The sequence below is a fragment of the Streptomyces sp. NBC_00210 genome, from assembly GCF_045160975.1.
GTDB lineage: Bacteria > Actinomycetota > Actinomycetes > Streptomycetales > Streptomycetaceae > Streptomyces.
This window is the reverse complement of record NZ_CP108120.1, coordinates 4,921,376-4,946,506: the sequence shown is the minus strand read 5'-3', so window position 1 is coordinate 4,946,506 and position 25,131 is coordinate 4,921,376. Positions and strand designations below refer to the sequence as shown.

At 69.5% G+C, this 25,131-nt stretch carries 24 protein-coding genes and 1 pseudogene; 15 read left to right on the top strand and 10 right to left on the bottom strand.

The genetic code is table 11. From position 1 onward, the window contains the following. The first annotated feature begins 20 nt into the window (after positions 1–20). Positions 21–575: a hypothetical protein gene (locus OG729_RS22565; protein WP_405807862.1), complete on the top strand. Its 555-nt coding sequence runs from the start codon at positions 21–23 to the stop codon at positions 573–575. After that, the gene (locus OG729_RS22560; protein ID WP_405807861.1) at positions 572–1,159 is read left to right on the top strand and encodes a DUF4291 domain-containing protein; all 588 of its coding nucleotides are present in this window, start codon (positions 572–574) and stop codon (positions 1,157–1,159) included. Before OG729_RS22565 ends, OG729_RS22560 begins: the two co-directional genes overlap by 4 nt. 492 nt (positions 1,160–1,651) lie before the next feature. Here the strand turns inward: OG729_RS22560 and OG729_RS22555 are convergent, their stop codons facing one another. Further along, positions 1,652–2,095 (bottom strand): ATP-binding protein, encoded by a 444-nt coding sequence (locus OG729_RS22555; RefSeq protein WP_405807860.1) that lies wholly within the window; start codon positions 2,093–2,095, stop codon positions 1,652–1,654. A gap of 123 nt (positions 2,096–2,218) precedes the next feature. On the opposite strand from OG729_RS22555, the gene OG729_RS22550 reads away from it, so the two are divergent. Both OG729_RS22550 and OG729_RS22545 read left to right on the top strand, forming a co-directional pair. Next, the gene (locus tag OG729_RS22550; protein WP_405807859.1) at positions 2,219–3,073 is read left to right on the top strand and encodes a Scr1 family TA system antitoxin-like transcriptional regulator; all 855 of its coding nucleotides are present in this window, start codon (positions 2,219–2,221) and stop codon (positions 3,071–3,073) included. Further along, positions 3,070–3,264 (top strand): DUF397 domain-containing protein, encoded by a 195-nt coding sequence (locus OG729_RS22545; RefSeq protein WP_405807858.1) that lies wholly within the window; start codon positions 3,070–3,072, stop codon positions 3,262–3,264. The genes OG729_RS22550 and OG729_RS22545 overlap by 4 nt, the downstream gene beginning before the upstream one ends. Before the next feature lie 155 nt (positions 3,265–3,419). Here the strand turns inward: OG729_RS22545 and OG729_RS22540 are convergent, their stop codons facing one another. After that, entirely contained in the window at positions 3,420–4,247 is an 828-nt protein-coding gene (locus OG729_RS22540; protein ID WP_405807857.1) for an LLM class F420-dependent oxidoreductase, read from the bottom strand. Between the two features lie 95 nt (positions 4,248–4,342). On the opposite strand from OG729_RS22540, the gene OG729_RS22535 reads away from it, so the two are divergent. From OG729_RS22535 to OG729_RS22500, 8 genes are all read left to right on the top strand, one after another. Continuing rightward, positions 4,343–4,663 carry a hypothetical protein gene (locus OG729_RS22535; RefSeq protein WP_405807856.1) on the top strand — a complete coding sequence of 107 codons (321 nt, stop codon included), beginning with the start codon at positions 4,343–4,345 and terminating at the stop codon, positions 4,661–4,663. A gap of 195 nt (positions 4,664–4,858) precedes the next feature. Further along, positions 4,859–6,157, top strand: a complete 1,299-nt coding sequence (locus tag OG729_RS22530) for a PucR family transcriptional regulator (protein ID WP_405807855.1) — start codon at positions 4,859–4,861, stop codon at positions 6,155–6,157. 168 nt (positions 6,158–6,325) lie between these two features. Continuing rightward, a complete protein-coding gene (locus tag OG729_RS22525; protein ID WP_360867700.1) occupies positions 6,326–6,541 on the top strand; it encodes a hypothetical protein in 216 nt (71 codons plus the stop codon). After that, complete coding sequence (locus OG729_RS22520; protein ID WP_360867702.1) at positions 6,541–8,154, top strand: cation acetate symporter; 1,614 nt, start codon at positions 6,541–6,543, stop codon at positions 8,152–8,154. The genes OG729_RS22525 and OG729_RS22520 overlap by 1 nt, the downstream gene beginning before the upstream one ends. Positions 8,155–8,310: 156 nt before the next feature. Further along, positions 8,311–9,870, top strand: a complete 1,560-nt coding sequence (locus OG729_RS22515) for a CehA/McbA family metallohydrolase (protein ID WP_405807854.1) — start codon at positions 8,311–8,313, stop codon at positions 9,868–9,870. 68 nt (positions 9,871–9,938) lie between these two features. Continuing rightward, a complete protein-coding gene (locus OG729_RS22510) occupies positions 9,939–10,400 on the top strand; it encodes a DUF3995 domain-containing protein (protein ID WP_405807853.1) in 462 nt (153 codons plus the stop codon). A gap of 79 nt (positions 10,401–10,479) precedes the next feature. Continuing rightward, the gene (locus OG729_RS22505) at positions 10,480–10,920 is read left to right on the top strand and encodes an RNA polymerase sigma factor (RefSeq protein WP_405811236.1); all 441 of its coding nucleotides are present in this window, start codon (positions 10,480–10,482) and stop codon (positions 10,918–10,920) included. Then, positions 10,917–11,390, top strand: a complete 474-nt coding sequence (locus OG729_RS22500; protein WP_405807852.1) for a hypothetical protein — start codon at positions 10,917–10,919, stop codon at positions 11,388–11,390. Before OG729_RS22505 ends, OG729_RS22500 begins: the two co-directional genes overlap by 4 nt. Before the next feature lie 85 nt (positions 11,391–11,475). Here the strand turns inward: OG729_RS22500 and OG729_RS22495 are convergent, their stop codons facing one another. The 8 genes from OG729_RS22495 to OG729_RS22460 form a co-directional block, all read right to left on the bottom strand. After that, positions 11,476–12,972, bottom strand: coding sequence for an aldehyde dehydrogenase family protein (locus tag OG729_RS22495; RefSeq protein ID WP_405807851.1), 1,497 nt, complete (start codon positions 12,970–12,972; stop codon positions 11,476–11,478). Beyond that, a complete protein-coding gene (locus OG729_RS22490; RefSeq protein WP_405807850.1) occupies positions 12,969–14,708 on the bottom strand; it encodes an amidohydrolase family protein in 1,740 nt (579 codons plus the stop codon). Before OG729_RS22490 ends, OG729_RS22495 begins: the two co-directional genes overlap by 4 nt. 574 nt (positions 14,709–15,282) lie before the next feature. Further along, the gene (locus tag OG729_RS22485) at positions 15,283–16,407 is read right to left on the bottom strand and encodes an LLM class flavin-dependent oxidoreductase (RefSeq protein WP_360867715.1); all 1,125 of its coding nucleotides are present in this window, start codon (positions 16,405–16,407) and stop codon (positions 15,283–15,285) included. Between the two features lie 98 nt (positions 16,408–16,505). Continuing rightward, positions 16,506–17,279 carry an SDR family NAD(P)-dependent oxidoreductase gene (locus tag OG729_RS22480; protein ID WP_405807849.1) on the bottom strand — a complete coding sequence of 258 codons (774 nt, stop codon included), beginning with the start codon at positions 17,277–17,279 and terminating at the stop codon, positions 16,506–16,508. Between the two features lies 1 nt (position 17,280). Then, entirely contained in the window at positions 17,281–18,195 is a 915-nt protein-coding gene (locus tag OG729_RS22475) for an LLM class F420-dependent oxidoreductase (protein WP_405811234.1), read from the bottom strand. Positions 18,196–18,344: 149 nt separating this feature from the next. Then, complete coding sequence (locus OG729_RS22470) at positions 18,345–18,986, bottom strand: pentapeptide repeat-containing protein (RefSeq protein ID WP_360867720.1); 642 nt, start codon at positions 18,984–18,986, stop codon at positions 18,345–18,347. 57 nt (positions 18,987–19,043) lie between these two features. Next, positions 19,044–19,457, bottom strand: coding sequence for a PaaI family thioesterase (locus tag OG729_RS22465; RefSeq protein WP_405807848.1), 414 nt, complete (start codon positions 19,455–19,457; stop codon positions 19,044–19,046). A 158-nt stretch (positions 19,458–19,615) separates the two neighbouring features. Beyond that, on the bottom strand, positions 19,616–20,842 hold the full coding sequence (locus OG729_RS22460; protein WP_360867726.1) for an amidohydrolase family protein: 1,227 nt from the start codon (positions 20,840–20,842) through the stop codon (positions 19,616–19,618). A gap of 146 nt (positions 20,843–20,988) precedes the next feature. On the opposite strand from OG729_RS22460, the pseudogene OG729_RS22455 reads away from it, so the two are divergent. The 3 genes and pseudogenes from OG729_RS22455 to OG729_RS22445 form a co-directional block, all read left to right on the top strand. Then, a pseudogene (locus OG729_RS22455) lies at positions 20,989–21,516 on the top strand (polysaccharide deacetylase family protein); the annotation flags it as partial. A 187-nt stretch (positions 21,517–21,703) separates the two neighbouring features. Beyond that, a complete protein-coding gene (locus OG729_RS22450) occupies positions 21,704–21,784 on the top strand; it encodes a phage DNA packaging protein J (RefSeq protein ID WP_405811232.1) in 81 nt (26 codons plus the stop codon). Between the two features lie 180 nt (positions 21,785–21,964). Then, on the top strand, positions 21,965–24,910 hold the full coding sequence (locus OG729_RS22445; protein WP_360867729.1) for a BTAD domain-containing putative transcriptional regulator: 2,946 nt from the start codon (positions 21,965–21,967) through the stop codon (positions 24,908–24,910). The last annotated feature ends 221 nt before the right edge of the window (positions 24,911–25,131 follow it).

Sequence of the window (25,131 nt, the reverse complement as noted above, 5' to 3'; positions counted from 1 at the left end):
CGCAAGCAGGGGCCATCGACATGCTGCATGAAATCGAAGATCTTGAATTGGAGAGGTCACGAACCTCCCAACGCGCGGAATTCAGTTCTGCGCCGCCCCTTCTTGCTTATTTCGACCTGACAGTGGAGGGCAGCTCCGCCGCCTACGCGAAACGACTGCGCGGCACTCTGAACGCCGTTCTGGCGCTCGCGATGTCGGAGGACTTCGCGGGTGAGGATATTTCCGTCGACACCGTTCCGGAATGGTTCGTCGGGGTATGCCGGGGGGGCGAGGGGCCCAACGAAGGGTTCGCCCGAGACGGGAGCCGGCGCTACTCCGAGCAAACCGGTGGAGGGCCCTGGGAGCTGCAGAACTGGCTGTACCGCTTCGATCCCGATCTGGAGGTGAGAGGTTGGTCCTGGTGGGATCTCACTGCTATGCCGGACGGTCGGCTGAGAATGTGGGCCGACACATGGGGCGAGCCCTTCTTCTCCTGGGAGGACCTTCGCTGGCTGCTGTACACGTGTGGTGCGCAGGTAGTTGACGGCCCGGTCCTCGCAAAGCCTGAGGTGTGGGCGCAGGAGCCTTCCGTATGACCCACCAAGTCCGCGCCGTCTTCACTGAAGAAACCATCACCGTGTACCAGGCCTATCCGCCCGGCATCGCTATACCGGCACTGAAGGCCGACACCTTCGTGGCCCCCTTCAAACGCACGCGAATGACCTGGATCAAGCCCTCCTTTCTATGGATGATGTACCGCTCCGGTTGGGCGGCGAAGACTGACCAGGAACGAATCCTGGCCATCGAGATCACCCGGGAAGGCTTCGAATGGGCACTTTCCCATGCGTGCCTTAGCCATTTTGACCGGAAGCGCTTCAGCGCCGAGGAAGACTGGCGCGCGGAACTGGAGTCGAGCCCCGTCCGCATCCAGTGGGACCCAGACAGAGATCTAAATCTCAACCCGCTGCCTCACCGGGCCATTCAGATCGGACTGTCCGGGGAAGCGGTCACGAGATACCTGGATGACTGGATCACCGGCATAACGGATGTGACACAGATGGCGGGCGACATCCACAAGGCGGTCCAGGACGGAAATCGCGAAGCGGCCGAAGTGCTGCTTCCGCTCGAACGCGAGTACCCGCTTCCCAGTCACATCGCCGAACGCATCGGCAGCCAGTAATCATTTCCCATCCAGCCCTGACGGGTGCCCCTCGGAACCCAAGCGAGGGGATATATGCCCGGTGAAGAGAATGAACACGCCGAGTCACTCAAGCAACGATGGCTGGTGCCTGGAAACGACTTGCCCAGCTTCTGGAGCATGATGCCGAGGCAGCAGGCATGAAAGAGCACAGTAGGTTGCAGATCTATTCGATGGAAGAAGCGAGCGAATCCAGAGGGATTTGCATCGCGAGGTGCGTCGGAGGGGTCGTACGGGTTGGACAGACCTTCACACCCGGAGGCGCACCTGGAACCGCGTCCGTGGACCTGAGCGTGACCGTGACCAGAATCGAGCGTTACGGCCGAGCCGTGGGCTTCTTCGATCAGGGCCATGCGGCTCGGGTTCACCTGTCCGGCAGCTCGGTGTCCGCCCTCGCCAGGGGGACCATCATTGTCCGAACGGCGACCTCGAAGAGCGCGGCCGTCAGCTAGGCCCATGGAGATGTGTGGAGTGTCAGCCTGCGGGAGGCTGCTCGATCACAGCGAATCGCGGCACTTCTGCCCAGACTGTCTTGCCGATGACGCGGTCGCCGACGCCCCAGTCCGTCGCCAACGCCTCGACAAGGAGGAGGCCCCGGCCAGCCTCGGCGTCGGGCTTCGGCAGGTTTAGCTCGGGTTCGCAGTCGCCTCGGGCGTCCGAGACCTCGATGCGGAGCGTCGTCGGGGCGAGCGTGAGGCGCAGTTCGAAGTCGCGGCCCGGGACACGGCCGTGCGTGACCGCGTTCGCCGCCAGTTCCGCGATGATCTGGGCCGCGGAGTCGGAGACGTCGCTGCCGTACGGGACACCCCAGCCGTCGAGTTGATGGACGGCCAGGTGACGGGCGAGGCGAGCGCCCCGGCGCGTAGCCGTGAAGCGCTGGGTGAAGTCGGTCGTGGGGGTGGTGGTTTCGGCTTTCACGTCACTGAGCGTGGCCGGTTCGCCGTAACCTGACCAGGAGTGTTCTTGCGACTCTGGGTAACTGTACGGGTACGGACGGCAGGCTGTACGGAACGTCGGCCGTGACCGAGAAGGCGGTACGGCATGACGGAAGAGCGGCCGGAGCGGCCGGCTGAAGTGGACGGGACGGCGCATCTCTTCAGGGCTCTCGGCAAGCAGATCAAGGTGCTGCGAGAGCAGGCCCGGCTGAGCCAGCGGGAGTTGGGGGTTGCCGCGCACTGTGGTGAGGATCTGATCTCGGCGATTGAGCGGGGGGTACGGACACCACAGCCCGACTTTCTTGAGCGGGTGGATGAGTTACTGACCGCCGGTGGTGTGCTGAAGGCCGCTGTCGAGGACGTACGGGAGGCCCAGGCCAAGGCGCGGACGCGGCATCCGGACTGGTTCAGGGACTATGCGCGGGCTGAGGCGGAGGCCGTTGCGCTGCTCGACTACAGCAATCAGGCCGTTCCGGGACTGCTTCAGACCGAGGACTACGCGCGCGCCATCTTCACCCAACGACGGCCCTTGCTCGACGAGGAGACCATCGAGAAGCGAGTGGCCGACCGACTGGCCCGGCAGCAGATTTTCGAACGCTGGCCCGCTCCGACCTTCAGCTATGTACTGGAAGAGGTCGTCTTGCAACGGCCTATCGGTGGACCGGCGGTCCATGAAACGCAGTTGCGTCGGCTGCTGCACACCGGACGGCTGCGGACCGTAGAGCTTCAGGTGATGCCCACTGATCGCGAAGAACATCCCAGCATGGGAGGCTCGTTCATCCTGTTGACTCCCAAGGGGCGGCAGGAGGTGGCGTATACAGAAATCTACGGGCACCCCCGACTGATCACCGAACCGGAGGAAGTCCGTGTCTTCATCGACCGCCATGGGATCATCCGAGCGCAGGCTCTCAGCCCACGGGAGTCGCTGGCCCTGATCGAGAAGATGCTGGGAGAGCTATGAACACCGAGCAGCTCCACTGGTTCAAGAGCAGCTACAGCGACGGCGAAGGCGGCGCCTGCGTCGAGGTCGCCACCTCCCCCATCGCCATCCACGTACGAGACTCCAAGACCCCCCGGGGACCGGAGTTCTCCGTGAACCCGGACGCCTGGTCCGCGTTCGTGTCGTACACGGGGCTCCTCCCTCTGGATTAGCCCCACGCGTGTCTCCCCGGCCGCGCCCCCGCCCCCTCGTCAGGCTCGGGCCGCATGAAGACGCCACGCCTCATCGTCCTCGCCGCGCTGTCCGCCGCCGCCCTGCTCCCCACGGGCGGGCCGCGGACCGTCCAGGCGCCGGGCGGGCCCGGGGATCACACGTACTGCGCGTACTCGTCCAGCGCCCGCAGTACCTCCGCCTCGCCCCCCGGCGGCAGTTGCAGCACCACTTCCGCCACGCCCAACTCCGCGTAGTGCGCCAGCTTCCCGGGCGACGGCAGGACCGCGTACGGCACCACCTGCAAGGTCTCCGGGTCGCGGCCCGCCGATTCCCAGGCGGCCCGGAGCACCGGAACCGACTCCGAAAGGCCTCGGCCGCCGATCGGGAGCCAGCCGTCCGCGGACTCGGCGATGTGGGCGAAGAGCTTCGGGCCGGCCGCGCCGCCGATGAGGGTGCGGGGCGCGCCGCCCGTGGGCTTCGGGTAGGCGTACGACGCCCGTACGGAACCGAACTCGCCCTTGTACGCCGTCGGTTCGGACGCCCACAGCGCGCGCATCAGCGCCATCCGGTCCCGCCCCAGCTCCCGCCGCGTCGACCACTCCACGCCGTGGTCCGCGGCTTCCTCCCTGTTCCAGCCGTAGCCGATGCCGAGCGTGAAACGCCCGCCCGACAGGTGGTCGAGGGTCGCGACCTGCTTGGCGAGGTCGATCGGGTCGTGCTGGGCGATCAGCGTGATACCCGTGCCGAGGCCGAGCTGCGAGGTGACTGCCGCGGCCTGGCCGAGGGCGACGAGGGGGTCCAGGGTGCGGCCGTACTCGGGCGGCAGTTCGCCGCCCGCGGGGTACGGGGTCGCCCGCTCCACCGGGATGTGGGTGTGCTCGGGAAGATAGAGCCCGCCGAAGCCGCGCTCCTCCAGCTCGCGGGCGAGTCGCACCGGCGTGATCGTCTCGTCCGTGAGGAAGATCGTGGTCGAGATCCGCATACGGAACCCTCCGTCATCGTCTCTGGTGACGGCCAACGGTATGCCGTACGGTGCCACATGCCGAGAGCCCGGCAACCACGGGGAGGAACCACATCATGATGCGTCTGCGCATCGCCACCACGGCACTTGTGCTGTCCGGAGCCCTGCTGGCGGGTGCGCCCGTCGCCTCGGCGTCGTCGCCCGCCCGCACCACCGCGGTCGCCGTGGTGCACCAAGCCCCGGCCGCGGCGCCCGAGGCCGGTTCGACCGTCACCCAGGCGGACGTCACCACCGTCAGTGAGGGCCGCAAGAGCAAGAAGAAGAAAAAGAAGAAGAAGGGCTTCGGGTCCGGGCTGGTCATCGGCCTGATCATCGCCATCGCGCTGCTCGTCGTCGTCGCACTGCTGCTGTCCCGCCGGAAGCGGAGCAGCGACTAGTTCCTGTCCGGTCGATCAGGCTGGATCAGCGAGCCCGGCAAGATCGGCCGGACAGGGCCTACGTAAGGGCCCGGCTTCAGGCCCGACTGGAACCCTTCGTACCGCTTCATGCACGGAATCATCACGGTTTGGCCTAGTCGCCGCCATGGACTAACCAACCGCTTAGCATGATGGCCTCCCAACGCTGGAGGGCTCATGTACACCAGTTACACCAGTCCCGTCCCTCCTCTCGAGTCGCTTGAGCCGCTTGAGCCGCTCGGGCCTCTCGAACCCCTCGAACTCTTCGACCGGGTCTGCCGCCGTCTCCTGAACCGCGGCACGGAACTCGCCGACACCGTCGTGGACCAGATCCGCGCCGAGGTGCCCTACTACGCCGACCCCGTGCTCGCGCCCCCCGACCTGCGGCAGACCGTCGGCCAGGGCATCAGGCTCGGGCTGGAGGTCAGCCTGGATCCGGGCAGGATCGTGGACGTCGAGCGGTACACCAGAGAGCTCGGCAGACGACGAGCGGAACAGGGCCGCCCCCTCGACGAAGTGCTGCACGCCTACCGGGTCGCCGGCTCGGAGGTCTGGAGCGGAATCGTCAGCACGGTGGAGCGTGACGGGCTCGGCAACATGCGTCAACTCGTGCACGTGGCCGAGCTGGTGTGGAAGCAGAACGACCGCGAAGCCGTCATGCTCGCCGACGCCTACCGGCAGGTCGCCCAGGGCGTCGCCAGCCGGCACGGAGAACGAGTCCGGCTGATCCTCGCCGCGCTGCTGGAGGGCCGCAACGAACCCCAGTTCACCAAGGACGCGGCGGCCATCCTCGATCTGCCGCACGACGGACGTTTCGCGGTGGCGGTGCTGAAGGCCACGCCACCGTACGGCCGCGTCCCCGAAAGCACCCCGGAGCTTCGCGGCATCCGGATCCTGCGCCACAACTACGGACAGAGCGACGTGCTCGTCGTCCATCTGGGCGACCTCCCACTGGACGTGCTCGCTTCCGGACTGGACGCCGGCCCCGGGCTCCGTATCGGAATCAGCCCGGTCGTCCAGGGTCTCGACAGCCTGCCCCGAGCGCGTGACATGGCCGGCCTCGCCCTCGGCACGTGCCGCGCCGACGGTGAGGTCGCGCGGCTCGACGCCCGCATGCCCGACGGGCTGCTGATCTCGCGTCCCGACCTGTCCGCCGAACTGGCCCGCCAGGTGCTGCGGCCCGTGTACGACCTGGAACCCGCCGACCGCGACACACTGCTCGACACCCTCCGTATCTGGATCGAGAACGGCGGCTCCGCCGCCCAAGCCGCCCGGCGCATGTTCTGCCATCGCAACACCGTGCTCAACCGCCTGCGCCGCTTCGAGCAGATCACCGGCCTGGTGCTCGCCCGCCCTCGCGACCTGGTGCAACTGACCCTCGCGCTCGACGCCCACCTGCTCCTCGGACCGGCTGTCGCACTCGGCAACAGCGGCACCGGCTACGAGAGATTGGGCAGCAGCACATCGATCTCCTAGCAGCATTGGGAACGGACAACAGCCCGAGCCCAGCGCATGGACGGGCCTGGTTGCACGTGTTCTGGTGAGCCCCCAGCACAGGGAACCAGCAACGCCCGCCAGGAGACCGCCATGGCCTATGAGCACGCCCACCACCTACATCAGCAGCCACGGCCACCCCGCCCAGGCATGAGCTTCGCCCTGGTCAACGGCTTGACCCTCGGCGTACATCTGGTTCTCGCCTGCTCCGCCGAAGACTTCCTCAGCAACCGTGTCTGGGGACAGACGAACGTCGGCATGCTGGCGCTCCTCCTCCAGGTTTTCCTGCTGCTGTGGACGGCGGCGCGGTACGACCGCCGCAAGGACGGACGCGCCCCGTACGAGCAGGACGTGGAGCAGTACTGATGAACGCTGACAACCTGCTCACCGCGCCCAGCCTCCTGGACACCGACACCCGCGCCCTGGTCCTCGGGGGCTTCCTGGCGTTCATCGTCCCCATCTTGTTCATCTGCGTTCTCAGTGGCCCTGAGAGAGACCGGGTCAACGACTTCTACACAGCCAGTCGCAGATTGCGTCCCGTGCGGGGGGCTCTCGTGCTGTCCGGCGTGTACCTGTCCGCGGCCACGGTGCTCGGGACCACGGGAAGCGTCGCGGTCTTCGGCTACGACGGCCTGTTCATCGCCCTGTGCACCCTGCTGTCACTCGGGGTGCTCCTGCTGCTCGCCACTCCCCTGCGCGAGCGCGTCGGCTACACGCTGGGAGACACCTTCGCCCTGCGGACCCCGGGGCCCGCCGTGCGGATCGCGGCCGCCGTCGTGACCTTGAGCGTCTGCGTGCCGTACCTGGTCGTGCAGCTCTCCGGTGCGGGAGTGACCACCACGACGCTGCTTGGGGTGTCCGGTCCGGGCGCGGAACAGACAGCCGTCGTCATGATCGGCCTACTGGTCGTCTGCGCCACGGTGTTCGGCGGCATGCGTGGCACGGTCGTGATTCAGGTGATCAAGACGGTGGTGCTGCTCGGCGCGGCCCTGGCTGTGACGGCCGTACTGCTCCATCGTTTCCACTGGAACACCGACTCCCTGGTCGACGCCGCCGGAGTGGGCAGCGGCCGTCCCGCCGGCTATATGCGCCCCGGCCTCCGGTTCGCAAGCAGCACCGAGCCGGAAGGCACCCTCGACTTCATCGGCCTGATGATCACCATCGTGCTGGGAGCGGCGTGCCTGCCCCACGTCGCCATGCAGCTCAACGCCGCTCCCGACGCGGCCACCGCGCGCCGCACCGTGCGCCACACCATCGTCATCGTCGGCGGTTTCTGCCTCACCCTGGGGCTGATGGGCCTGGCAGCCGCCGCGTTGATCGGAGCCCCGGCGATCATGGCCGCGGATCCGGGAGGCAACAGCACCCTGCTGCTGCTCACCAGCGAGCTGGCGGGCGGCTCGGCCACCGACACGGGCGGGGCAGTGCTCGTCGTCCTGGTTTCGTCCGCCGTGTTCCTCACCACGCTGGCCGTCGTAGCGAGCGTCACCCTGGCAGCCGCGGGGGCGGTCGCCCACGACCTGTACACGCATGTCCTGCGCCGTGGACGCACAACCGAGGGCCGAGAGGTGGCCGCCGCACGACTGGCGTCCGCCGGCGTCGGAGTACTGAGCATCGGTCTGGCGGTCTGGGTCCAGGGATGGAACGTCCTCTTCCTGTCGGCTCTCTCCCTGGCAGTGGCGGCCTCCTGCCTGCTTCCGGCACTGGTGTACTCCCTGTTCTGGAGCGGCTACACGCGAACCGGCCTGCTCTGGACGCTGTACGGAGGCCTGTTCAGCGCCATCGGACTCCAGATCTCCGGCCCGGTCTTCTCCGGAAGCCCCATGTCGCTCTTCCCCGACTGGCACCTCGACTGGTTCCCGCTCCAGACGGTCGCCCTCGTGTCGATGCCGACGGCCTTCCTGCTGGGCCTGGTGGGCAGCAAGGTGGGCAAGCGGCGGGTGCGGCGGGTGCCGGCGGTCGCGGAGCATGCCAGGGCATGAGGTTCTCGGGCGGCCTGCGAAGCATCCCGCAACACCAACACCCGCAACATCGGCGCAACCTGCCAATCCCCTTCCCTTGCACGGCCGTTCACGGCTCAATACCAGGGTTTGAGTGCATCACCTCTGTCCTTCTCAACACCCTGGGGAGCCGACGGCATGTGCAACGACGAACACTCGGCACGACACGCGGGACAACACGCGGGACAACACGCTATGGGTAGACGCGGACTGCTGGTGACGGGAGCCGCTGCGGCGCTTACGTTGGGCACTGTGAGCTTCGCGAACGCCGTCCCGAACCCGGGCAACGGCGAGAACACCGACGACGAACACACCCAGGTCGTACGCGGCACGCTGCCGCCCGGCTCCCCCGACTTCGTCTATCTGCCCGTCGAGATCCCGCTCGGCGTACGCGAGCTCCACGTCTCGTACACCTACGAACGGCCGGTCGTCCCGGCCGGCACCCAGGGCAACGCCCTCGACATCGGCATCTTCGACGAGCGCGGCACCGAGCTCGGCGGGAAGGGCTTCCGCGGCTGGTCGGGCGGCGCTCGTACGGAGTTCTTCATCCGCGCGGACGACGCGACGCCCGGCTACATCCCGGGGCCGGTGCGCCCCGGGACCTGGAGCATCGCACTGGGGCCGTACACGGTCGCGCCGCTGGGTCTCGCGTACGAAGTCACCATCACGCTGCGCTACGGCGCGCCCGGCAAGACCCCGAGCCCGGTCTATCCGCCGGAGCGGGCCAAGGGGCGCGGCCGCGACTGGTACCGCGGCGACTGCCATCTGCACTCCTGGTACTCGGACGGCAAGCGCACCCCCGCCGAGATCGCCGCGCTCGCCCGCGCCGCGGGGCTCGACTTCATCAACACCTCCGAGCACAACACGCACGCCGCGCACCCGCACTGGGCCGACCAGGCGGGCGACGACCTGCTGATCCTCACGGGTGAGGAGGTCACCACGCGCAACGGGCACGTGGTCGCGCTCGGCACCGACCCGGGGACCTTCGTCGACTGGCGCTACCGGGCCCGCGACAACCGTTTCGGCCACTACGCCCGCGTGATCCGCCGCGCGGGCGGCCTGGTCGTCCCGGCCCATCCGCACGCCACCTGCATCGGCTGCAACTGGAAGTTCGGCTTCGGCGAGGCGGACGCGGTGGAGGTGTGGAACGGCGCGTACACCCCCGACGACGAGGTCTCCCTCCAGTCCTGGGACAACACGCTGGTCGCGTCCGTACGCTCCGGACGGCGCTGGACCCCGGCGATGGGCAACAGCGACGCGCACCGCCACCCGGACCCGGTCGGCACCCCGCAGACCGTCGTCCTCGCCGAGAGTCTCACCCGCGACGCGATCCTCGACGGCATCCGGGCCGGGCGCAGCTATGTCGCCGAGTCGAAGGCGGTCTCGCTCGACTTCTCGGCGGCGGGCGGGCGCGGCCAGCACGCGGGCATCGGCGAGCGACTGCACGTCGAGGCCGACGACCCGGTGACGGTACGTCTGGAGGTCACGGGTGCTCCGGACTGCTCGGTGCGCTTCGTGACCGACCAGGGCGTGCTGCACACGGCGGCGCTCGCGGCGTCCGGGACGGGGACGGTTCAGTGGCGTACGACGGCCTCCTACGCGGCGTACGTACGGGCGGAGGTGCGGCACGCGGTGGTGGTCCCAGGTCTGCCGGGCCCGCTCGCCGCCTTCACCAACCCGATCTTCCTCGGCACGTAGATCGGTGGGAACGAATCGCCGGTTCGGCTCCTCTGTGGGGTGACGCATCCGCTCACCGAGGAGGTCCGATGGCCTTGATGGAGACGAACCGGCGTGCCGCCGCGGCTGTGGCGGCCGTACTGACCGCCGACGGACTGCTGCATGTGTTCTGGGCGACGGGCAGTCACTGGCCGGCCGACGACCCGAAGGCCCTCTCGTACGCGGTGCTCGGCATCGACGCACCGTTCACTCCGCCGGTGCTGCTGCCGCTGGCGGCGCTGCTGTTCACGGCGGCGGGCCTGGTGACCGCGCGGGCGCGGCTCGGCCGGTCCCACCGCTGGGGCCGGCTGCTCCATGCGGGGACCGTGGCGGTGGCGGGTGGCACCGCCGTTCGCGGACTGGCCGGTCTGGCTTGGGCGCTCGGGTTTCGCGCGGGGCTCGAAGAAGGCGCGGGCAGCACCTTCTACTGGCTGAACCTGGCGCTCTACACACCGCTGTGCCTGGCCCTGGCGGCCGCGGCCCTGCGCGTGGCGAGGGAGCGGAGTGAGTGACGTCGTAGAGCGTGACTCCGCAGAGCGTGACGAGGCACGGCGGCTGGTGCGCGCTGCCCAGCGCGGCGACACCATCGCGATGAACGATCTCCTCGACGTCCTCACCCCGTACGTGGGCCGTATCTGCACCCCGATCGCGCTCGCCGACGGCCCGGACGCGGTCCAGGAGACGCTGGTCGCGGTCTTCCACGGACTGCGCTCGCTGCGGGAGCCCGCGGCGCTGTACGGGTGGGTCCGGGCAATCGCCTGCCGCGAGGCGGTCCGGGTGGCGCGCAGGTCCGCCCGTGCCATGCCCGCCGACCTCGAGACGCTGCCGCAGCGCGGCGATCCCCAACTCGCCGCAGACATCGGGGACGTACTGACCCGGCTCTCGCCCGAGCACCGGGCCGTGCTCGTCCTGCGGGACATCGAGGGCTTCGACGAGCAGTCCGCGGCCGACCTGCTCGGCCTGCGCGTCGGCACCGTCAAGTCACGGCTGCACCGGGCCCGGGACTCCTTCAGGAAGGCGTGGTCGTCATGACCGTCAACTGGCCCACGGCCGCTGAACTCGACCCGGTCCGTCGACTGTACGCACTGGCTGCGGGGGTGCGCGGCGCCCGCGTCACCGAACGCGAGATCCCCGCGCCGTATGAGGAGATCTGGCCGCTCCTGTCCGACCTGGACGGCGAGCTGGGCCGCCTGGTCCCGGACATGAGCCGCCTCCGGGTGACCCGGATCGACGGCGACCGCGTGGAGGCGGTGGCACGCAGCCGCTTCGGCATGCGGGCCCGCTTCGACGGCGTACGCCGACCCGGCTGGGTCTGGCTCCAGAGCCGCTTCGTCCTGATCGGAGTGGCGGCGACCCCGTCGGCCGACAGGGCTGCGACGCGGGTGGCCTTCACCGGGGGCATCCGCATCCCGGGCCGCGCGGCGCTGGTGCCGGTGGGGGTGGGGCGAGCGGGGCGGAGGGTGCTGGGGCGATTGGCAGCGCGGGCGGGTTCGGGACGGTGAGCAGGTGCGCACACCCGTCACGGGCACAGCCGGCGTGGGCTGCTCCGCGGCGCCTCGCCGAGCCCGGCGCACAGTGGGGAAGGCCTCAGCCGGGCCACACCACCGCCTGCATCTCGCTGTAGGCATGCAGCGCGTACGACCCCACGTCCCGGCCCACACCGCTCCTCTTGAAGCCCCCGAACGGCGCCTCCATATTGCGGCCGATGGTGTTGACCCCGACGCCCCCGGCCCGCAGCAGGCCCGCCACCCGGAACGCCCGCGCCACATCGCCCGACCAGACGTAGTCGAGCAGGCCGTAGTCGCTGTCGTTCGCCAGCGCCACGCCCTCCTCCTCGTCGTCGAAGGGCACGACCACCACCACCGGGCCGAAGATCTCCTCCCGCACCACCCGCATGTCGTTCGTGCAGTCCGCGAAGAGCGTCGGGGCGACGTAGAAGCCCCTCGCGTGCGCGGGACGTTCGCCGCCCGCGACCAGGCGCGCACCCTCCTTCTTGCCCAGTTCGATGTACGACTCGACCCGGTCGCGGTGGGCCGCGGAGATGACGGGGCCGACCACGGTGCCCTGCTCCGCCGGGTCGCCGACCCTCATGTACGTCAGATAGCCGGTCAGCTTCTCGACCAGGAGGTCGTAGATGCCGCGCTGCGCGATCACGCGCGTCGGCGCCGTACAGATCTGACCGCTGTAGAAGGAGAACGTGGTCCCGATGCCCAGCACCGCGGAATCCACGTCCGCGTCGTCGAAGACAAGTGCCGCGCCCTTGCCGCCCAGCTCCATCAGCTGGCGCTTCATACCGCGGCCGCAGACCTCGGCGATGCGCTGCCCGACGGCCGTCGAGCCGGTGAAGCTGACCATGTCGACGTCCGGGGAGTCGACTGCGGCCTCGCCGACAGCGGGTGCGGAGCCGGTCACCACATTCACGACGCCCGGCGGCGCGCCCGCTTCCATCAGGGCCTCGGCCAGGCGGTAGACGGAGAGCGGATCCTGCGGGGCGGGCTTCACCACGACCGTGTTGCCCATCGCGAGCGCGGGCGCGACCTTGCCGGCCGGGTTGGCCCACGGGTTGTTGTACGAGGTGATGCAGGTGACGACGCCGACCGGGCGGCGTACGGCGAGCGCGCCGAAAACGCCCGCCTTCCCCATCGGGCCCGCGGCGTTGATCTGCGGGGGCAGCGCCTGCTCCACCGGCTCAAGCGCGCCCTTCGCATACCGCCGGAAGCGTGCCGCGCCCACCGCGACCTGCATGCCGCGCGCGGTGGCGGTGGTCGCGCCGCTCTCGGCGCGGGCGAGGGCGGCGTACGGCTCGGCCTCGCGCTGGATGATGTCGGCGGCCGCGTCGAGGATCCGGGCACGCTCCTCCGGTTTCGTGCGCGACCAGCCGGTGAAGGCCTCGCGGGCGGCGTCGGCCGCGGCGTACACCTGCTCGCGGCTCGCTTCCGGTGCGAGCCCCACGACTTCCTCGGTCGCCGGGTTGATCACCTCGTAGTGGCCGCCGTCCGGCTCGACCCACTCTCCCGCGATGAACAGCCGTTGTGGGTACAGCCGCTGTGGGTCGTTCACTTGGCCGTTCACTTGGCTGTTCACTTGGTTGACACCGTCCTTGTGTCACGGCCCGAGCGCAGCACCTTGCCCGGCACCGCGCCCGTCACCCGGTCGTCCCGTATCGTCTCGACGCCGTTGACCCGCACCGACACGATGCCGATCGCCTTCGCGTCCAGGCGCGGGCTGTCGCCCGGCAGATCATGTACGAGCGTCGCCGGGCCTGCCTCGATCCGTGCCGGGTCGAACAGGACCAGATCCGCGTGCCAGCCCTCGTGCACACGGCCGCGCTCGCGCAGGCCGAAGAGGCGCGCGGGGTCGTCGGTCAGCATCTTCACCGCCTCCTCCAGGCCGACGAGCTTGCGGCCGCGCAGACAGTCGCCGATGAAGCGGGTGGTGTACGGCGCCCCGCACATCCGGTCCAGGTGCGCGCCCGCGTCGGAGCCGCCGAGCATGACGTCCTCGTGCTGCCAGGTCCGCCGGCGCAGCTCCCAGGAGGCGGGGTCGTTGTCGGTGGGCATGGGCCAAAGGACCGTACGCAGCTCGTCGTTGGCGCAGATGTCGACGAGGCAGTGGAAGGCGTCCTGCCCGCGCTCGGCCGCGATGTCCTTCACCACCCGCCCGCTGAGGCCCTCGTTCTCCTTGGAGTAGGTGTCGCCGATGACGTAGCGGCCGAAGTCGGCGAGGCGGCGGAAGACGCCGGCCTCCTTGGAGTCGGCCCGCAGGAGCATTTCGGCGCGTACGGCAGGGTCGCGGAGTTTCCCGATCCGCTCGGGGACGGGCAGGCCGAGGATCTCGCCCCAGCCCGGGATCAGATTCAGCGCGCAGAAGGTGCCGAGCGACATGTTCATGGGCGTGAGGATCGGCATGGTGAGGGCCACGATCCGGCCGCCGCTCCGGCGGGCGCGCTCACCGGCGATCAGCTGGCGCGGGACGCGCTCGGGGACGGAGGCGTCGATGGTGAGGACGTTCCAGTTCAGCGGCCGTCCCGCGGCCGCGGTCATCCCGACGAAGAGATCGATCTCCTCGTCGCTGAACTGGTCGAGGCAGCCCGCGACGATCGCTTCGAGCTGGGTGCCCTCGTGCTCGGCGACGGCGCGCGACAGTGCGAGGAGTTCTTCCGGCTCGGCATGGCGCGATGCGACGGGTTTGCCGTCTCCGTCGGAGTGGGTGGAGGACTGGGTGGTGGACAGGCCCCACGCGCCCGCGTCCATCGCGTCGTGGAAGAGCCTGAGCATCTCCTCCAGCTGCTCGAGGGTGGGCCGACCACCGACCGCGTCCGGGCCCATGACGTACCTGCGCAGGGCGCAGTGGCCCACCATGAAGCCCGCGTTGACGGCGATCCGGCCGTCCAGGGCGTCCAGGTACTCGCCGAAGGTGTGCCAGTTCCAGGGCGCGCCCTCCTCGAGGGCGACCAGCGACATGCCCTCGACCTTGGACATCATGCGGCGCGTGTAGTCGGCGTCCCCGGGCCGGGCGGGGTTCAAGGGGGCAAGCGTGAAGCCGCAGTTGCCGCCCGCGACGGTGGTCACGCCGTGGCTCATGGAAGGGGTGGCGTACGGGTCCCAGAACAGCTGCGCGTCGTAGTGCGTGTGCGGGTCGACGAACCCGGGCGTGAGGACGAGCCCGGACGCGTCCTCGCTCGTCACGGCCTCCTCGACGACGGTCCCGGGGGCGGCGATGAGGGCGATGCGGCCGTCCCGTATCCCTACGTCGGCGACGTACGCGGGCGCGCCGGTCCCGTCCACGACGGTCGCCGCGCGAATGAGGTGGTCGAGCATGACGGATCCCTTCCGTACGCGGATGGTTCGTGGCCCCGGCCGGGGCGCCACCGCGGCAGGCCGCTGCCGAGGGGGGCTCCGGCCGGGGCGGGGGGCGGCGGTCCGGGAGGCCGCCGCCGGTCTGTGGGCGGGGGGCTTTTCCCCTACCCGCCCTCCCCCTACGGCCTGGCGGCCGTGTGAGGTACCCCCATCCCGTAACTGGGGGCAAGCCCCCAGACCCCCGAGCGCCGGGTTCGCGGCCTCGGGGCTTCGCCCCCTGGACCCCCGAACGCGACCTTCGGCCGCGTGTCCTCAATCGCCGGACGGGCTTGATTTTCCGGCCCGTCCGTTTTGCAATCGCCGGGAGCCTGCTTGTCCGGCCTGAACACAACCTCGGCCGGGCAAATTAAGCCCCTCCGGCGATTGAGGAGCGGGGGTGCGGGGGCGGAGCCCCCGAGATCAGCCCCGCCGGCGTTTGAGGCGCGGGGTGCGGGGGCGGAGCCCCCGAGATCAGCCCCGCCGGCGTTTGAGGCGCGGGGTTCGGGGCGGAGCCCCGAGAACGCGGCACGGAGCCGGGGCGGGGAAAGGGCACGCGCTACGACCCCGACGCCTCGCGGAACCTCGTCGTCCTGTGCACCGGATCCGTGTCGATCTTCGGGATCACATGCTCACCGATCAGCCGGATCGACCTCAGCGTGTCCTCCCGCGAGATCCCGATCGGCAGCCCGAAGCTCAGCTGGTCCGCCCCCGCCTGCTCCCACCGCTTGCACTGGGTCAGGACCTCGTCCGGGTCGCCGCAGATCAGCAGTTCCTCGGCGATGAGGAGTTCGATGATCTCCTCGTTGAACTCGGGCAGGGTCTCCGGCCACACCGGGAAGCCCTCGGGCCGCGGGAACGTGTCGTGGTAGCGGAAGACCAGCGACTGGAGATAGTGCAGCCCGCCGCCCGCGGCGATGCGCACCGCCTCCTCGTGCGTCGGCGCGCAGATCGCCGTCGATGTCACCATCACGTTGTCGTTGACGAAGTCACCGACCGGCTCCGCCTCGATGATCGCCGTCTTGTACTGCTCCAGCACCCACTCCATGTCGGAGACCTTCTGCACGCTGAAGCCGAGGACGCCGAGCCCCTTCTTCGCGGCCATGGCGTACGACGGCGGCGACCCGGCCGCGTACCACATCGCCGGGTGGGACTTCCCGTACGGCTTCGGCAACACCTTGCGCGGCGGCAGCGACCAGTGCTTGCCCTGGAAGCCGACGTACTCCTCCTGGAGCCACATCTTGGGGAATTCGGCGATGGTCTCTTCCCAGAGTTCCTTGGTGTAGTTCATATCGGTCACGCCCGGTATGAACCCCAGGATCTCGTGCGAGCCGGCGCCCCGACCCGACCCGAACTCGAAGCGGCCTTCGGAGAGATGGTCGAGCATCGCGACCTTCTCGGCGACCTTCACGGGGTGGTTCACGGGCGCCAGCGGGTTGAAGATGCCCGAGCCCAGATGGATCCGGTCCGTCGCGTGGGCGAGGTAGCCGAGGAACACATCGTTGGCCGAGAGGTGCGAGTACTCCTCCAGGAAGTGGTGCTCGGAGGCCCAGGCGTACTTGAACCCGGACTTGTCCGCCTGGATGACGTACTCGGTCTCCTCCATCAGCGCCTTGTGTTCGGCGAGCGGGTCGGTCTCGGCGCGCTTGCCGACGTATCCCTGTACAAAGAGCCCGAATTCCACGGGGGTTCACCGTCCCTACGTTTCTGACGTACCGTCAGATCTCTCGATGCCGTCGACTGTTCCACCGCACACAGGCGCCGTCAATACCTGACGGTGAGTCAGAAGAGGGCGACGCCGGCCAGCCAGCCGCCGTCGATGACGAACGGCTGCCCGGTGATGTACGAGGAGTCCTCGCTGCTCAGGAAGAGGGCCAGCCTCGCCACCTCCTCCGGCTGCCCGATCCGGCCCAGCGGCACCAGCTTCTTGTAGAGCTCGGCCACGGCCTCGGGGTCCACGCCGTCCGGATTGCTCATCGGGGTGTCCACCGCGCCCGGGCAGATCGCGTTGACCCGGATCTTCCTGGCCGCCAGTTCGAGCGCGGCGACCCTGGTCAGTCCGAGGATCGCGTGCTTGGTCGCGGCGTACGCTCCCACGCCCGCCATGCCCGTCAGGGCCGTGTACGAGGCGGTGTTGACGATCGTGCCGCCGCCCGCCGCCTCGATCTCGGGCGCGACACTGCGGATGCCGAGGAAGGCGCCGACCTGGTTGACCTGCGTGATGAGCTGGAACTCCTCCAGCGGGGTGGAGACCAGCTCGTTGAAGCGGAGGATTCCGGCGTTGTTGACGAGGCCGTCGATCTTGCCGAAGGCGTCCTTGGCGGCCGCGACGGCGGCGGTCCAGTCGGCCTCCCGGCTCACATCGAGACGGACGTACGCGGCAGTGCCCTCACCCAGCTCCTCGCCCAGTTCTTTGGCCAGCGCCTCGCCCTGGTCGTCCAGCACATCGGCGAGCACCACCTTCGCGCCCTCCGCCGCGAAGAGACGCGCCTCCTGCTCGCCCTGGCCGCGCGCCGCGCCCGTGATGAGGACGACGCGTCCGTCGAGCTTTCCCATGTCACTCTCCTCGGTTCAGGTGCGGAGCAACGTCCGCGGCGAAGGCCGCCATCTGGTCGGTGAGTTCGGTGCGGCTCCGGCTGCGGAACCGGATCTGGATCTGGTGCACGCCCATCGCGGCGTAGGCGCGCAGCGACTCGGCGATGGCGTCGGGCTTGCCGGTCAGGGTGCGCCGCCCGATGTCCCACGTCGCGTCTCCCACATACAGCGGCTCGGTGATGGCGCCGATCTCGACGGGTTCGGTGATGCCCGCTTCTAGGCGCAGGGCCTTCAGCCTGTCTATCTGGGCGGGGAGTTTCGTACGCGGGTCGCCCTGGGGCAGCCAGCCGTCACCGCGTACGGCGGCCCGGCGCACAGCGGCGGGCGAGGAGCCGCCCACCCAGAGGGGGATCCGCTCCTGGACGGGCCTTGGCCGTTGGCCGAGCCCGCTGAAGGAGAACCGTTCGCCGCTGAACTGCGGGTACTCATCCGGCCCGAGGGCGGCCTTCAGCGCGTCGATCGCCTCGTCGAGCACCCGCCCGCGCCCGGCGAAGTCGGCGCCCAGCGCCTCGAACTCCTCCTGCACATGCCCGGCGCCGACCCCGAGGATCAGCCGCCCGCCCGAGAGATGGTCGACGGTGGCGTACTGCTTGGCGGTCACGAGGGGGTGCCGCAACCCCACGACGGCAACATGGCTGAGCAGCAGGACGCGCTCGGTGATCCCGGCGAGGAAGGACAGGGTCGCGACCGGGTCGTACCAGACCGTCGACATGGCTCCGGCGAGCCGCCGGGGGATCGCCACATGGTCGCAGGTCGCGAGGTAGGCGAACCCGGTCCGGTCGGCGGTCCCGGCGATCTCGGCAAGATCCTCGGCGCCGGCGTCGGCCTCCCACGGCTCGGCGTAGATGGTGCTCTGCGACTGGACCGGGAGCTGCATCCCGTACGACAGCCGTCCCTTGGGCAGTACCTGCACATGCACCGCGAAGCCTCCCCTGCCTGAGCTGACGCTTCGTCAATTGTGACGACGGGGGTCATCGTCGTACCTGACGATGCATCAGACAAGGGGTGTGCGCAGGGGCGCCGGAATCAGCTCACTTCCAACCCCAGCGCGGTGGCAATGACGGCAGCCTGCTCCAGATCGATCTTCGCCCCGGCGAGCTCGACGGTCAGAGGGTCGAGCGAGGACAGATCACTGCCTCGCAGATCGGCTCCTGTGAGCTTGGCGCCGCCCAGCATCGCACCGGACAGATCGACCCCGGTGAGGGTCGCCCCCTCCAGCCGGGCAGCCGTGAGATCTGCCTCCCTCATCCGTACACCCTCGAAGACCGCCTTGCGCAGATCGGCCCCCGGCAGCCCGACGAAGGACCAGTCCCCGCCGGCCACCGCGAAGACGTTGAAGGTGCACCGCTGGAAGAGGCTGCCGACGGTCTTGCACTGCTCGAAGCGGGTGTCGAAGAAGGTGCACCCCTTGAAAGTGCAGTTGGTGAACGCGGCATGGGTGTGCCGCGATGCGTTGAACTTGATCCCGGAGAAGGTGCACTCGTCGAAAATGCCGCCGTCGTTGACGACCTCGGTCCAGTCGGAGTCGTAGAAGGTGTGGCGCGCGAATCTCTGCCCGGACAGATCACGCCCGTACCAGTCCTCGCCCCTGACGACGAGCTCCTTGTCGGGGACAGGAGGCTGGTGGGAAAGGGGATCGACATTGGCACGCTCACGCCTGATGGACATACCTCCGATTGAACACCCCGCCACTGACAACGGCCCATCGGGCAGGAACGGCCGGGCTCAGCCGAGCAGGGCGTAGACCGTGGAGGCTCGGGCCGCCACATCCTCGGAGCCCTCGGCCGTCATCGTGATGTCCGCGAACGCCATCCGCTTGCCGAGCTTGGTGATCCGGGCGTCGACCAGCACATCGGCGCCCATGACCGCGCGCTGGAAGGTACTGGACTGCTGCACGGTGGTCATCGGGATGAAGGCACCGCGCGCCGAGGACACGGCGATCACGGTGGCGGTGTCCGCCGCAGCCATGAGGGCCTGCCCGGAGATTCCGCCGCCCTCGCGGGCCAGCCGGTCCGACCACGGCAGCCGCAGCACGGCGTGGAGTTCACCGGCCTCGACGACAGAGAGGCCCAGGTCGAGCACCCAGGGGGCGAAGTTGTCGGCGAGGATCTTCTCGGCTTCGGCGAGGGGCAGCGTCATGTCCCACATGGTGGCGGCGGCACCGACAAATGTCACGGTGAGACCCCCACCACCGTCTCTGCCCGGGCGCACGCGCCGGGAACGCCGGGAGCGCGGCCGGCGCAAAATCGCCAGGGCGCTGGCTCAGGCGCCGGGACGCTCGGGCCAACCGCCAGGGGCTACGCCCCGGGGCCGGGCCACAGCCCGTCCGCCGTAAGCCCCAGCAGCTCGATCGCATTGCCGCGCACGATCCGCTCCACCACGTCCGGCGCCAGGTGGCCCATCTGTGACTGACCGACCTCCTTCGACTTCGGCCACGTCGAGTCGGAGTGCGGGTAGTCCGTCTCGTACAGGACGTTCGCGACCCCGATGGCGTCCAGGTTCTTCAGCCCGAACGCGTCGTCGAAGAAGCAGCCGTAGACATGCTCGGCGAAGAGCTCGGACGGCGGCCGGTGGACCTTGTCCGCCACGCCGCCCCAGCCGCGGTTCTCCTCCCAGACCACGTTCGCGCGCTCCAGGATGTACGGGATCCAGCCGATCTGGCCCTCCGCGTACATGATCCTCAGGTTCGGGAAGCGCTCGAACTTGCCGCTCATCAGCCAGTCGACCATCGAGAAACAGCAGTTGGCGAAGGTGATCGTCGAACCGACCGCCGGCGGGGCGTCCGCCGAGGTGGACGGCATCTTCGAGGACGAGCCGATGTGCATGGCGACCACCGTCCCGGTCTCGTCGCACGCCCGCAGGAGGGGGTCCCACTCGTCCGTGTGGATGGAGGGGAGGCCGAGGTGCGGAGGGATCTCCGAGAAGGCCACGGCCCTCACTCCCCGCGCCGCGTTGCGGCGGACCTCGGCCGCCGCGAGCTCCGCGTCCCACAGGGGGATCAGCGTGAGCGGGATGAGGCGGCCGTGCGCCTCGGGACCGCACCACTCCTCGACCATCCAGTCGTTGTACGCCCGCACGCCGAGCAGCCCCAGTTCGCGGTCCTTGGCCTCGGTGAAGGTCTGGCCGCAGAAGCGCGGGAAGGTCGGGAAGCAGAGCGCGGACTGGACGTGGTTGACGTCCATGTCGGCGAGGCGCTCCGGCACGCTGAACGAGCCCGTACGCATTTGTTCGTACGTGATGACCTCGAGCTTGATCTCGTCGCGGGAGTAGCCGACGGCGGTGTCGAGGCGGGTCAACGGGCGATGCAGATCCTCGTACACCCACCAGTCGCCTATCGGACCGTCGTCCCCCTTCGCGCCCATCACCGGGGCGAACCTGCCGCCCATGAAGGTCATTTCCTTCAGCGGCGCACGGACGATGCGCGGGCCGATGTCCCGGTACTTCGACGGGAGCCGGTCCCGCCAGACGTTGGGGGGCTCAACCGTGTGGTCGTCCACCGAGATGATCTTCGGGAAGGTCTCCATGTACTCCACCGTAGCGCCGATCTGACGGTTCGTCAGCTAGCAGGAACGCGGGCAGCGACCCCGTGGATTCAACTATAAACCCCGTTTATACACCGTGTGTATAGTTCGATGGCGCACCACCCACGACATCGAGGGGGATATTCGGCATGCCCGAAAACAGCACAAAGTCCAAGGTCACCGCCATGGTGGTGGCCGTGGCCTCGCTCGCGTTGACGCTCGGTGGCTGCTCCATGGAGACCACCTCGCCCGGCGCCGCAAGAGAACAGGCGGCATCGGATGCCAAGCCGCACTCCCTCTCCGCCTCCGCCTCCGCCACCGACTGCGAGAAGGCCAAGTGCATAGCCCTGACCTTCGACGCCGGGCCTGGCAAGGACACCCCGAAACTGCTCGACACCCTGAAGGAGAAGAAGGTCCACGCGACCTTCTTCCTGCTCGGCGAGAACCATGTGCTCAAACACCCCGACGTCGTACGGCGTATCGCCGCCGAGGGCCATGAAGTGGCCAATCACACCTGGTCGCACCGCCGGCTCGACGAGCTCGACGCCGAGGAGATACGCGACGAGCTCTCCCGTACGCAGGACGCCATCGCGAAGATCACCGGCCGCAGGCCCACCCTGATGCGTCCTCCGCAGGGCCGGATCAACGACGACGTCACCAAGGTCAGCCGGGAACTCGGCCTCGCCCAGATCCTGTGGAGCGCCACCGCCAAGGACTACTCCACCACCGACTCCGAGCTCATCAAGAGCCGGATACTCGACCAGGCCGGGCGCGACGGCATCATCCTGCTGCATGACATCTACGACGGGACCGTGCCCGCGGTCCCCGGAATCATCGACGAGCTGAAGAAGCGCGGCTACACCTTTGTCACGGTGCCGGAGCTGCTCGCGCCCGGGAAGGCCAACCCCGGTGAGGTGTACCGCCCTTGAGCCTCAGGGGCAGTGAGCCCTTGAGCAGGCTCGGGGGAAGCCGTGGAGCGGACCGGTGAAGATCGTCATAAGTGGTTTAGCCGACAACCGGACGCGGGCAGGGGGCGAGGTGGAGGTGCCCCGCTGCTGACGGGGCCGCCCCGCACAGGGCAGACTGTCGAGGGCGATACCGGCAGTTCGGGGGCAGGGGGCAGCTATGGACCGTGACAGCGGGCCACGAGTACCGGAGCAGCGCGCTCCAGTGCAGGGCGGCGTCATTGACCTGCGCTTCAGTGTGCTCGGCCCGGTGCGCGCCTGGCACGGCGGGGAGAGCCTGCCGTCCGGGTCGCCGCAGCAACGTGCCCTGCTGGCCGCGCTGCTGCTGCGCAACGGCCGTACCGCGACCGCCTCCGAGCTGATCGACGCGATCTGGGGCGAGGACCCGCCGTCGCAGGCGCTCGCCGCCATCCGTACCTACGCATCCAGGCTGCGCAAGGTCCTCTCCTCGCAGGCCCTGGTCAGCGAGTCCGGCGGCTATGCACTCAGGGTCAGGCGCGACTCACTCGACCTCGCGGTGGCACAGGAGCTCGCCACCGGGGCGGAGAAGGCGCGCGCCGCCGGGGACCGCGGACAGGCCCGCGTCCTGATCAACAAGTCGCTGGGGCTGTGGGACGGCGAGCCGCTGGCCAATGTGCCGGGGCCGTATGCCGAGAACGAGCGCGCCCGACTTGAGGAGTGGCGGCTCCAACTCCTGGAGACCCGGCTCGACCTGGACCTGGAGGTCGGCTGCCACGCGGAGGCGGTCTCCGAGCTGACCGCGCTCACCGCCGCGCACCCGCTGCGCGAGCGGCTGCGTGAGCTGCTGATGCTGGCTCTGTACCGCAGCGGACGGCAGGCCGAGGCGCTCGCCGTGTACGCCGACACGCGCCGGCTGCTCGCCGAGGAGCTCGGCGTCGACCCCCGGCCCGAACTCGCCCAGCTGCAGCAGCGCATTCTGCAGGCCGACGCGGAACTGGCCCGCCCGAGCGAGGAGCGCGCCTCGGCCCCGCAGGTCACCCGGCCGGCGCAACTGCCCGCCACTGTCCCGGACTTCACCGGGCGCGCCGCCTTCGTACGCGAACTGGGCGACCAGCTCGCCACCGCAGAGGGCTCCGTCATGGCCGTCTCGGCGCTCGCGGGCATCGGCGGTGTCGGCAAGACGACTCTCGCGGTCCATGTGGCACACGAGGCCCGGCCGCACTTCCCGGACGGTCAGCTGTACGTCGACCTGCAGGGCGCGGGCAACCGCGCGGCGGAGCCCGAGACCGTACTCGGCGCCTTTCTGCGCGCGCTCGGCACCGCGGACTCGGCCATTCCGGACACCCTCGACGAGCGGGCCGCGCTCTACCGCTCGACGCTGGACGGCCGCCGGATTCTCGTACTGCTGGACAACGCGCGTGACGCCGCCCAGATCCGGCCGCTGTTGCCCGGCACGGCGGGCTGCGCGGCCCTGATCACCAGCCGGGTCCGGATGGTCGACCTGGCTGGGGCGCATCTGGTCGACCTGGATGTGATGTCGCCGGATGAGGCGCTGCAGCTCTTCACCCGGATCGTGGGCGAGGAGCGGGTCACCTCGGAGCGGGAGGCGGCCCTCGATGTGGTCGCGGCGTGCGGTTTCCTGCCGCTCGCGATCCGTATCGCCGCGTCCCGGCTCGCGGCGCGGCGTACCTGGACGGTCTCGGTGCTGGCCGCGAAGCTGGCGGACGAGCGCCGCCGCCTCGACGAACTCCAGGCCGGAGACCTCGCGGTGAAGGCCACCTTCGAACTCGGCTACGGCCAGCTGGAGCCGGGCCAGGCCCGCGCCTTCCGCCTGCTGGGTCTTGCGGACGGCCCCGACATGTCGCTCGCCGCGGCCGCGGCCATACTCGACCGCCCGCTCCAGGAGACGGAGGATCTGCTCGAAGCCCTGGTCGACACCTCCCTGCTGGAGTCGGCGGCGCCGGGCAGGTACCGCTACCACGACCTTGTCCGTCTCTACGCGCGTGCATGCGCCGACCGGGACGAACACCCGCCGGTGGAAAAGGAGTTGGCGCTTTCGCGACTCCTCGACTTCTATCTGGCGACGGCGGCGAAGGTGTACGCCATAGAGCGCCCCGGCGACCGGCTTGTGGACCATGTGGAGCCCACGGCGCACAAAGGGCTGGTCTTCGCGAACCGGCACCAGGCCCAGGACTGGCTCTACGCGGAGGCGAACTGCCTGCTGGCGAGCGCCCGGCAGGCCTCCGGCGGCGCACGGCTGCGGTTCGCCGTCGACCTGCTGTGGGCGGCCCAGGACCTGACCGAGTCGGGCGCCAACTCCAAGCTGTACGAAGCCGCGGCGCTCTCCGCCCGAGACGCGGCCCGCGCCGCCGGCGACGTCCGTACGGAAGGGCGCGCGCGTACCTCACTGACCAGCGTCCATCTGGTGGCCGGCCGCTACGAGGAGGCAGACGAAGAGGCCACACAGGCGGCTGCGCTCGCGAAATCCGTCCACGACCCGGCGCCCATCTACTGGTCGGACAACGACCGCGGAATCATCGCCTTCAACCAGGGACGCCACGCGGAGGCCGAGGGGCATCTGGGCCGGGCGATAGAGGGCTCGCGCGCCGACGGGAACCGGCCGCACGAGGCCAGCGCGTTGTGCAATCTCTCGCGCATTCACCTGTCCCTGGGGCGCACGTCCCAGGCCATCACCATGGCCGAGCAGGGCGTCGAGATCTACGACCGCATCGGACACACCCTGCGGCTGGCCAACGCCCGCTACGCACTGGGGGTCGCGCTCACTCACGCGGGCCGCCACACGGAGGCCCTTGAGCAACTTCTCGAGGCCCTGGAGAGGTTCGAGACGAACCGGCAGCGGCTGTGGGAAGGCACCACACACTTCCGAATCGCACAGGCCCACCTCTCGGCCCGCCGCTCCACGCGTGCCGCCCAGCATGCCGAGCAGGCGCTCGCGATCGGCTGCATCGGCGGCGACCGGACCCGGGCCAATGTGCTCACCACGCTCGGCCGGGCTCTGGACAGCCTGGGCCAGGCCGACCGCGCACGTGCCTGCTGGCGCGAGGCGCTGTCCCTGCACGAGCAGTCGGGTGCGGCGGAGGCCGAGGAGGTACGTGGCCTGCTCGCCCCGCTCAGTGCGGCGTGACGGCTCGCGTGACGGCTCGCGTGACAGCTCCCTGCCAGGACGTTCATCGAATGTTTATGCTCGTCCGACATGCTCCATAGCAGTCGATCCGTCGCGTCGGGGGGCAGTCGGATCACCTGGGACCTACACCTCAGCGGGGGGTGAGCCGGTCCCCCGGCCTTCTGTCCGGCGACCCTCGGGGGAGTTGCCGGGCAGAAGGCCACCTTCGGTAAAGTCGGGCA

Excerpts from the sequence above, each read along its gene's own strand:
- OG729_RS22565 (WP_405807862.1), top strand. The coding sequence starts at position 21 with ATGCTGCATGAAATCGAAGATCTTGAATTGGAGAGGTCACGAACCTCC.
- OG729_RS22470 (WP_360867720.1), bottom strand. The coding sequence starts at position 18,986 with ATGTCCATCAGGCGTGAGCGTGCCAATGTCGATCCCCTTTCCCACCAG.
- OG729_RS22515 (WP_405807854.1), top strand. The coding sequence starts at position 8,311 with ATGTGCAACGACGAACACTCGGCACGACACGCGGGACAACACGCGGGA.
- OG729_RS22545 (WP_405807858.1), top strand. The coding sequence starts at position 3,070 with ATGAACACCGAGCAGCTCCACTGGTTCAAGAGCAGCTACAGCGACGGC.
- OG729_RS22445 (WP_360867729.1), top strand. The coding sequence starts at position 21,965 with ATGGACCGTGACAGCGGGCCACGAGTACCGGAGCAGCGCGCTCCAGTG.
- OG729_RS22510 (WP_405807853.1), top strand. The coding sequence starts at position 9,939 with ATGGCCTTGATGGAGACGAACCGGCGTGCCGCCGCGGCTGTGGCGGCC.
- OG729_RS22475 (WP_405811234.1), bottom strand. The coding sequence starts at position 18,195 with ATGCAGCTCCCGGTCCAGTCGCAGAGCACCATCTACGCCGAGCCGTGG.
- OG729_RS22505 (WP_405811236.1), top strand. The coding sequence starts at position 10,480 with ATGAACGATCTCCTCGACGTCCTCACCCCGTACGTGGGCCGTATCTGC.
- OG729_RS22490 (WP_405807850.1), bottom strand. The coding sequence starts at position 14,708 with ATGCTCGACCACCTCATTCGCGCGGCGACCGTCGTGGACGGGACCGGC.
- OG729_RS22460 (WP_360867726.1), bottom strand. The coding sequence starts at position 20,842 with ATGGAGACCTTCCCGAAGATCATCTCGGTGGACGACCACACGGTTGAG.
- OG729_RS22560 (WP_405807861.1), top strand. The coding sequence starts at position 572 with ATGACCCACCAAGTCCGCGCCGTCTTCACTGAAGAAACCATCACCGTG.
- OG729_RS22530 (WP_405807855.1), top strand. The coding sequence starts at position 4,859 with ATGTACACCAGTTACACCAGTCCCGTCCCTCCTCTCGAGTCGCTTGAG.
- OG729_RS22525 (WP_360867700.1), top strand. The coding sequence starts at position 6,326 with ATGAGCTTCGCCCTGGTCAACGGCTTGACCCTCGGCGTACATCTGGTT.
- OG729_RS22540 (WP_405807857.1), bottom strand. The coding sequence starts at position 4,247 with ATGCGGATCTCGACCACGATCTTCCTCACGGACGAGACGATCACGCCG.
- OG729_RS22480 (WP_405807849.1), bottom strand. The coding sequence starts at position 17,279 with ATGGGAAAGCTCGACGGACGCGTCGTCCTCATCACGGGCGCGGCGCGC.
- OG729_RS22520 (WP_360867702.1), top strand. The coding sequence starts at position 6,541 with ATGAACGCTGACAACCTGCTCACCGCGCCCAGCCTCCTGGACACCGAC.
- OG729_RS22550 (WP_405807859.1), top strand. The coding sequence starts at position 2,219 with ATGACGGAAGAGCGGCCGGAGCGGCCGGCTGAAGTGGACGGGACGGCG.
- OG729_RS22500 (WP_405807852.1), top strand. The coding sequence starts at position 10,917 with ATGACCGTCAACTGGCCCACGGCCGCTGAACTCGACCCGGTCCGTCGA.
- OG729_RS22465 (WP_405807848.1), bottom strand. The coding sequence starts at position 19,457 with ATGACGCTGCCCCTCGCCGAAGCCGAGAAGATCCTCGCCGACAACTTC.
- OG729_RS22535 (WP_405807856.1), top strand. The coding sequence starts at position 4,343 with ATGATGCGTCTGCGCATCGCCACCACGGCACTTGTGCTGTCCGGAGCC.